Source organism: Alysiella crassa DSM 2578, from assembly GCF_000745955.1.
Lineage (GTDB): Bacteria > Pseudomonadota > Gammaproteobacteria > Burkholderiales > Neisseriaceae > Simonsiella > Simonsiella crassa.
Map to the genome: position 1 here is coordinate 1 of NZ_JQKH01000104.1, position 7,336 is coordinate 7,336.

A 7,336-nucleotide genomic window follows, 5' to 3' on the forward strand; every position below is an offset into this window, starting at 1 on the left:
CAATAAAGGTTCGGATTTTTTCATGACTCGGTGTCGCATCGCGTTCCCAAGCAAGATATTGTTTTAAATCGTCAATATTGTTACTCAAAAAGCGGTCTATATCACGAAAGCTTTTTGCACCACCCATTATCGCAATCACAATGGCTGTTAATAATTTAGCTTGCGCGTAACGTTTACCTTCGCTGCGTCTTTTGTCTTCAATTTCTGAAAAGTAGGTTTCCAAAGTTTGCATGGTCAAATTACCGTTAGTTTAACTTTATCATTTTACACCAAAAGAACTTGGCAGGTCTGCACCCTAACCCTCCCCTGCAAGCGGGAGAGGGGACAGGTTACAGGCTGCCTGAAATGAGAACAACGCCAACGATTGAATAAAACTCAAAAGTTGGCGGTTGGGTTGATTAAATCACTTGGGATTGCGTGTGCAACCAATCAACAGCTTGCTGAATATCCGCTTTCAAATTGGGTTTGAAAATGAACAAAAAGCCTGTTTCATTGATGTTGGTGGAATAGACCAATTCATTCAACATGGTTTTGGCTTGTTCACTATTTGGCGATTGGCACATTAAGTTTTGAAATTGCCACAATTTTCCTGCGTAGCGTGTCATTTTTGCCAAGTGCGTGAAATACTCTGGCGGCAAAGGTTTATTCAGGCTGCCTGAATTTTCTACCGTATTTAAAAATGTTTGAATAACCTGCAAACTGAATTTTGGCGAAATCCACATGGCGTAGTGGATAACCAATTCTTTACAAACGAAAGTACCACTATTATTACCACCTTTGATGACTTGGATAACTTGTTGATTTTTATCCAAAGACGAATTTCCGTCTTTGGAAAGTTCCGCAATCAATTCATCAGTTTGCTGATTTTGCAACCAACGGCGCGGTGCGTGTTTATCTTCACCACCACTTGCTTTGTGCAAGTCGTTCAAGCTATACAAATTGTCTGCGGTTTGACGAATGGTAATATTTTGAATAGATACAATATTTTGCATGACTGCAATTCCTATGAGTTTTAGTTAGTAGATTGCCCCGAAAATAAGGGGGGCGGGCTTCAACTACCGCTCATAGACGGCTCACGGTATTCCCTTTCGGTATTGTATTTCCGTGTATAGACCCGCCATTGAAAACTGGCTTGATTAGGCGCGTGAAAATTCTGCTGAAAATATCAACAAACAACAAGGCAGCATAAATTTTAGGCGCAAAAAAACCGCTTTACTTACGGGTGCGGAGTTCCGCTATGAGATTTAGTAGTACAACAATCATAATCAGTAGCCCAAACTTTGTCAATAAAAAAATCCGCATTATTACTGAAATGGTCAAATATGAATTTTCTACAAATTAGTGGGCAATTAAGCCGTCATTTGGCGGCTTTTTCTATGCCTGATGTGCGTGTGCATTGGGAAAATACGCCGATTGTTTACCGCCCCAATCAAACAGAAACGGTGATTGGGGCTAAATTTTTGCCCAATGAAATCAATCAGATTGATTTTTGCATGGGGAAAAACGCCAAAGGTCTTTACAGCCTGAATCTGTATGCGCCCAAAGACAGGGGGCATGGACAGGGTTTGGCGGTGGCAGACGCGCTGTTTACCCATTTTGCTGATGAGCGTTTGGGCGCGGTGCGTTGTGAAACCCCGACTTTAGCCAATGTGGGGGAAGTGGGGGATTTTTTTGTGTTTAATGTGAGCGTGCCTTGGTACGCAAAATTGGGAGAGTAAAACAATGGCAACATTGCAAGTAACTGAAAAACAAGCGAAATACAGTAATGTATATGGTGCAAGCATTGAATTGTTTGGGCGCAATGACAATGATACAGATTGGGACACGACCAGCAAACAATTGTGCGGTATCAATACATTGAGCTACGCAGACGGCGGCGGCGGAGAAGAAACGGATATTACCGATTTTTGCTGGGGCTTAACGGGTACGAAGCGCAAAATCACGGGATTGAGCGAAGAAGGTACTTTAAATATGGGTGTGTCCATTTTTGACCCGCAGCAAGAAGGTCAGAAATATTTGAACGAATTGCCGAAAAATTCGCGCGTGAAAATCGTGATGAAGTTTCCTTACGGCGAAGCGGAAAATGAAATTGTTACCCTAACCTTGGAAACGCGCAAAACCAAAAACGCGGATTTTTCGCTGGAAGTGGGCAAAGTGTGGAACGGCAATTGGCAATTGGCGATTACCGCCGAGCCTGTTTTTAAAGTTGAATAATTTCAGGCTGCCTGAAATTTTGTAGGGTGCGCCGTGCGCACCAAATTACCCAATTATTCAAATGATTGGGTATTTGGCGCGTGGTACGCACTCTGCAACTGAAAACGGGAACAGTAAAAAATAAAACACCGTAATACGGCTAATATCACGGTGTTTTTGTATTTAAACTTAATCAAATAAATTTATGAATACTTTATTTCAAAGTCGTTGGATTCGGTTTGCCATCGGTTTTATTTTAATTTGTTACGGTATCTCATTGATTAAATGGTGGTAATCCTGTTTTAGGCAGCCTGAAAGGAAATAAAACATGGTAGCAGCAGCAATTTTAGAAACCAAAATTCAGCTTCAAGCGCAACAGTTTAAACAAGAATCTGCTCAAGTGGTGCAAACTGCCAAGCAAATGCAACAGGGCATGGACAAGGTGCAGACACAAAGCCTGAAAATGGGGCGCGAAATAGACAAGTCAATGAAAAGCGTGAATGCGAAAATTGACTTGAGTCAATGGAAAAAATTTGAAGTGCAATTGAAAAAAATTGGCAACACTTCTGTGGAAATTGGCAAACTGAAACCGCCTATTGTAGCGTTGGGCAATGTGATTTCAGGCAGCCTGAAAATGGGTTTTGTGGGCGCAACGGCGGCGGCAACGGGCTTTTTTGCGCTATTAGCAAGCAATGCCAGCCGCGCCAAAACGATATTGCAAGATTCCATGCGGCTGAATATTGATACCACCACGCTTCAGCAATGGACTATTGCGGGCGGAAAATTCGGCTTGAGTGCAGACAAAATCGCTGATGTGATGAAAGATGTAAACGACAAAATCGGCGATTTTGTGATGACAGGCGGCGGTGAAGCGAAAGATTTGTTTGAGCAATTGAATTTGGAAGCGAAAGATTTTATCGGCTTATCGCCTGATAAAGTTTTAGAAAAAATGGCAGCCGCCGCGAATAAATTAAGCACGCAAGACAAGACGTTTTTGTTTGAAAGTTTGGCAGATGACGCGAGCTTGCTGTTGCCGCTTTTGGAGCAAAATGCAGCGAAATTAAACGAAATCAAAAAGCAAACGCTGGAAAAAGGCATGATTTTGTCGCATACCGAATTGAAAGCATTGGAAAAATTCAATGCAGGATTGGGCGAGATGTGGGACAAAATCTCCGCCTTTGGACAGCATTTATCAGCAAACATGGCAGAACCTGTTCAAATTGTGCTTGACCGCGTGAAAGAAGTGATTGATGGATTCGGCGGCATGGACAAGGCGGCGATGGCATTTTCTAAAGTGTTGGTGTCTGCTATGCGCGATGGGGTGATGATGGCGGCGGATTTGGTAATTTGGTTTAAAGAATTGCAAATCTCTGCGATGAAATTTGAAGCGTATGTGTTAAGTTTGGGCAAGGGATTGGCGCGTGTGGGGCAATTGTCGCTGAAATACACGCCAATGGGTCAAGCTGCGGATTTGGCGTATAAAGCGACCACAGGCAAATTTTTATCTACTGAATTGAAAGCGGCGCAAGCGGATTTTGCTAATTCTTTAGATGATTTGTCTGAAAAACAAGCCCAAACCAGCGCGGAAATTGAAAATGTCCGCAAAAAATACAAGGAAAACGCGGAAAAAATTGGCAATGAAATGCTGAAAGCGATTGAACGAAGTGATAAGCAAATGATTTCAGCGCAAAAAAACGCGTATGCCGCGCCAATCATCAAAGATAATATACAGGCTTCACTTGAAAAATGGCAGAAAAAACAAGAAGAGGAAGCCGCAAAAGAAGCTGAAAAGTCTAGAAGCAAAATAGAAAAAGAAAACCAAATACTTGAAAAACAATCACAATCGGCTGATAAATGGCTGGAAGTGGGCGAAAAGCAAGCACAAGTTTTGGAAAAATGGCAGCAAGACGCGCTGAATTATCAGAAACAGCTTGAATACAATGCGAAAAATAAGGTTTCGGCGGTGTATTATGACGGCGTGAAGCAAGTCCACCCAACTGAATTAAATCAGCTTTCGCCGCCATCGTCCCAATCACAAAACATCAACATCACTTTATCGGGCGATGTGAATGTGAAGTTAGACGGCGCAAATGACACGGTAGCGCGAGCGGTGGTGGGCAGCGAAACATTTAAATTGGGCGTGGCGGAATTGGTAAAACCTGAATTGCTGAAAATTATTCAGGGGGCGGCGGTGTCGGTGGGTCGTCCTGTGATTTGATGTTTAGGCTGCCTGAAAATTTTTTTAACAACTGGAGATGTGAAATGTCTATCAAACAAGCCGCCTTGCGCGGTTTTTGTCGTTTTAAATGCTGGTGGGTTTACGGCGCACCGACTTTTTGGCTTGATATGATTTTGGTGTGTGGTTTATGGGGCGCGGCAATCATGTTTGCGACCCACCATTCATCATTATTGACACAATCGCAATACGTTGAATTTAATCAAGTTCCGATTGCTTTATTGGTTGGATTGCCTTTGTTGGCAGGGGTGTTTTTGGCGTGTTCTATGCGCGGCTCGGATTTTTCGGTGGGTTTTGCGCGTTTGTGTGCTGGCACGGTGTGGACGCTGGGATTTGCGGCGTATGTGCAAACTTATCCGCCCTTGGATTTGAATATTTTTTTGTCGGGTTTGTTGTCGTTTTTTGCTTGGCTGGCTGGGGTGCAGCAAATTCAGATGGCGTTGCGCCGAGAGCGTTGTGAAATGTTGGCAAAACAAGCAAGAAAGGCAGCGAATGAATGCGCGCGCAAATCATCTTATTAACTTTGCCTGTGGGCTTGTGGGTAGCGATTTTGGTGAGTGTGATTAGTGTTTTGACAACATATTATCGGGCGAATATGTGGCGCAATTATGGGCGCATGGCTTCTGAAATTATCCCTGCTGCGGTGCTTTCGGGGGCGGCGGTAGAGTATTTACAATTGTTGCACAGCCCTGTTTTGTGTGCGTTTGTTGCGCTGATGGTGGGCGCGGTATCGGGTTTTGCGATTGACTATTGGCAACGCGTGGGGCGGCATTTTGTGCATAATGTGTTCAATGCTTTGAGCATGAAATTCACAGGGCGTGAATTGCCGCCGCCTGATTTTGCTGATTTCAGGCAGCCTGAAAATTTGCCAACCGCTCAAGTTCAAGAAACCACGCAGCCACCACCTAAACCACAGTCTTTACACACCCCCACGCCGCCGCGCCCACGCGTTAAAAAACGGAAACGGCGAAAATAATTTTCAGGCTGCCTGAATTTTTCGGGTGGCTTTTTTTATTGATTAAACAAGGATTAAATGATGAATATTGATATAGCAATTGAATTAAATCATGAAAATATGGACAACAACGCGACTGAAATTCAGGCGGTGGAAGCATTGGCGCGTGATGTGGCGGCTGGTGAAGTGAAGCCCACGCCCATCAAAAACGAAGATGTGGCATGGGTGCAGCGTTGGTTAAACGAGCGTGCGGGTTGTGATTTGGTGGTTGATGGGGTGTGGGGGACGGCTTCACGCGCGGCATTTTTGTCGGCGTTTGCGTATCGCCATGCGCCAGCGATTACGCGAGCGGAATTGTTGCAAATTGCGCACGAATTGGGCGATGTGGATACGCGCCGCATTGAAGCGGTGGCGAAAGTAGAAAGTAACGGTTCGGGCTGGTTTGAATCAGGTTTGCCGAAAATTCTGTATGAACGTCATAAATTTTGGAAACATGTACGCAATGTGGCGGCGCGTGTGGTTTCGTGGTTTGCCAATCCGCAGGCGGGCGGCTACACGATGGACATCAATAAAAACGGCATTAACGATAGTTGGGAAAAATTAGCGTTTGCGATGGGTAAAGACCCTTTAGCCGCATTGAAATCTGTTTCCATTGGGAAATTTCAGGTGTTGGGCGAACATTACGCGCAATGCGGCTATGACCACCCAATTGAAATGTTGTGGGCGGCGAGCCGCAGCGAGTTGGCGCAATATCAGATGTTGCGCGATTATATTTTGCACGTTGCTGATTTAAAGCCTGAATTTTTGGCGTTGAGCCGTCATGCGGACACGAATCGTGCATTTGCGCGCGGGTATAACGGCGTGAAGTATGAGAAATATGCGTATCACACGAAATTGGCTGATGCGCTGGCTTAATAATTTTTTAATAGAAAAAACGCATACTTTGGATTGTATGTGTTTTTATTTCCCATAGGAGAAGTACATCATGACATAGCACAATGTAACCTGAAAAAGACGGCGACAGTTGCGGTGCTACGAACACCACGACTGCCAGCTAAACAGAACCAGCCTGTGTCGCCCGAAGCCGTCCCCTGCAGTGGCGCGGATTGTAACACTAGACACAAGGACAAATCAAATGGTTTACCGCGAATTACGTTGCCAATCGTGCAATCGTAAACTGGCAAATGCAGCAGGTGTGTTTGATATTTCAATCAAATGCACACGCTGCAATGCTTTGAATAATTTTAAAAATCTTTAATTTCACAGAGAGCATCATTGAGTGCCACAACCCGAGAGCCTATGAGCCCCTTTTTTATCAAAAAGGCATTCAATGAAATTCAATCAATCTCCCTTGCCTTTCACGGGGCAAAAACGAAATTTCTTAAAACATTTCAAACACATTTTAGAAACCCAAATTCCCAATCAGGGCGAAGGTTGGACGATTTTAGACGCATTCGGTGGCTCAGGCTTGTTGTCGCATACAGCAAAACAAACGCTGCCGAAGGCAAGGGTTATTTACAATGATTTTGATGGCTACGCAGAGCGGCTCGCACACATTGACGACACCAACCACTTACGCCGTTTGGTTGTTGCTGTATTGGAGCGCGAAAACATTGCCAAAAATTTCAGGCTGCCTTTCAGTACACGACAAAAAATCGGACGACCTGTTTTGGGTTTGAAAAATAGTCCAAAGTTGCCATCATCAACATGGCAGCTTTGGCAAGCTGCTCTAAACCAACACGAAAAATACCTTGCGATAAACGTTCATGAGATTTAGGCTTAATTGGATTAAGCGCATGTTGCCAACGCCCAATGACATAAGCCCAAGCCAATGTAACTGCCAGAATCGCAAACAACTTTTCCATTTTAACAGGGTCAGTCATGTGCGTGGCTTCCAAGTCAAAACCGCGTTTTTTCAGGCAGCTAAACAGCATTTCAATTTGCCAGCGCTG

Annotated in this window: 9 protein-coding genes and 1 pseudogene; 7 read left to right on the top strand and 3 right to left on the bottom strand. The window is 44.2% G+C overall.

The genetic code is table 11. The annotated features are described in order from the left end of the window. On the bottom strand, window positions 1-232 hold a 232-nt coding region (locus Q338_RS11450; RefSeq protein ID WP_034295550.1), incomplete at its 3' end, for a transposase family protein. Window positions 233-398: 166 nt separating this feature from the next. Continuing rightward, complete coding sequence (locus Q338_RS11455; RefSeq protein WP_034295552.1) at window positions 399-992, bottom strand: KilA-N domain-containing protein; 594 nt, start codon at window positions 990-992, stop codon at window positions 399-401. Between the two features lie 330 nt (window positions 993-1,322). Between Q338_RS11455 and Q338_RS11460 the strand changes: the two genes are divergently transcribed. The 7 genes from Q338_RS11460 to Q338_RS15505 all read left to right on the top strand — a co-directional run bounded on the left by Q338_RS11460 (window position 1,323) and on the right by Q338_RS15505 (window position 6,642). Further along, on the top strand, window positions 1,323-1,718 hold the full coding sequence (locus Q338_RS11460) for a hypothetical protein (protein ID WP_034295554.1): 396 nt from the start codon (window positions 1,323-1,325) through the stop codon (window positions 1,716-1,718). Window positions 1,719-1,722: 4 nt separating this feature from the next. Further along, window positions 1,723-2,214 carry a hypothetical protein gene (locus Q338_RS11465; RefSeq protein ID WP_034295556.1) on the top strand — a complete coding sequence of 164 codons (492 nt, stop codon included), beginning with the start codon at window positions 1,723-1,725 and terminating at the stop codon, window positions 2,212-2,214. A 307-nt stretch (window positions 2,215-2,521) separates the two neighbouring features. After that, window positions 2,522-4,411 (top strand): hypothetical protein, encoded by a 1,890-nt coding sequence (locus Q338_RS11470; RefSeq protein ID WP_034295558.1) that lies wholly within the window; start codon window positions 2,522-2,524, stop codon window positions 4,409-4,411. 44 nt (window positions 4,412-4,455) lie between these two features. Continuing rightward, entirely contained in the window at window positions 4,456-4,950 is a 495-nt protein-coding gene (locus Q338_RS11475) for a hypothetical protein (RefSeq protein WP_034295560.1), read from the top strand. Continuing rightward, window positions 4,926-5,405, top strand: a complete 480-nt coding sequence (locus Q338_RS11480) for a hypothetical protein (protein ID WP_034295563.1) — start codon at window positions 4,926-4,928, stop codon at window positions 5,403-5,405. The genes Q338_RS11475 and Q338_RS11480 overlap by 25 nt, the downstream gene beginning before the upstream one ends. Window positions 5,406-5,462: 57 nt before the next feature. Further along, entirely contained in the window at window positions 5,463-6,299 is an 837-nt protein-coding gene (locus Q338_RS11485; protein WP_084693599.1) for an N-acetylmuramidase domain-containing protein, read from the top strand. 220 nt (window positions 6,300-6,519) lie between these two features. Further along, the gene (locus tag Q338_RS15505) at window positions 6,520-6,642 is read left to right on the top strand and encodes a Com family DNA-binding transcriptional regulator (protein WP_084693600.1); all 123 of its coding nucleotides are present in this window, start codon (window positions 6,520-6,522) and stop codon (window positions 6,640-6,642) included. 379 nt (window positions 6,643-7,021) lie between these two features. Here the strand turns inward: Q338_RS15505 and Q338_RS14915 are convergent. Continuing rightward, window positions 7,022-7,336, bottom strand: a pseudogene (locus Q338_RS14915) (hypothetical protein); the annotation flags it as partial.

Excerpts from the sequence above, each read along its gene's own strand:
- Q338_RS11455 (WP_034295552.1), bottom strand. The coding sequence starts at position 992 with ATGCAAAATATTGTATCTATTCAAAATATTACCATTCGTCAAACCGCA.
- Q338_RS11460 (WP_034295554.1), top strand. The coding sequence starts at position 1,323 with ATGAATTTTCTACAAATTAGTGGGCAATTAAGCCGTCATTTGGCGGCT.
- Q338_RS11465 (WP_034295556.1), top strand. The coding sequence starts at position 1,723 with ATGGCAACATTGCAAGTAACTGAAAAACAAGCGAAATACAGTAATGTA.
- Q338_RS11470 (WP_034295558.1), top strand. The coding sequence starts at position 2,522 with ATGGTAGCAGCAGCAATTTTAGAAACCAAAATTCAGCTTCAAGCGCAA.
- Q338_RS11475 (WP_034295560.1), top strand. The coding sequence starts at position 4,456 with ATGTCTATCAAACAAGCCGCCTTGCGCGGTTTTTGTCGTTTTAAATGC.
- Q338_RS11480 (WP_034295563.1), top strand. The coding sequence starts at position 4,926 with ATGCGCGCGCAAATCATCTTATTAACTTTGCCTGTGGGCTTGTGGGTA.
- Q338_RS11485 (WP_084693599.1), top strand. The coding sequence starts at position 5,463 with ATGATGAATATTGATATAGCAATTGAATTAAATCATGAAAATATGGAC.
- Q338_RS15505 (WP_084693600.1), top strand. The coding sequence starts at position 6,520 with ATGGTTTACCGCGAATTACGTTGCCAATCGTGCAATCGTAAACTGGCA.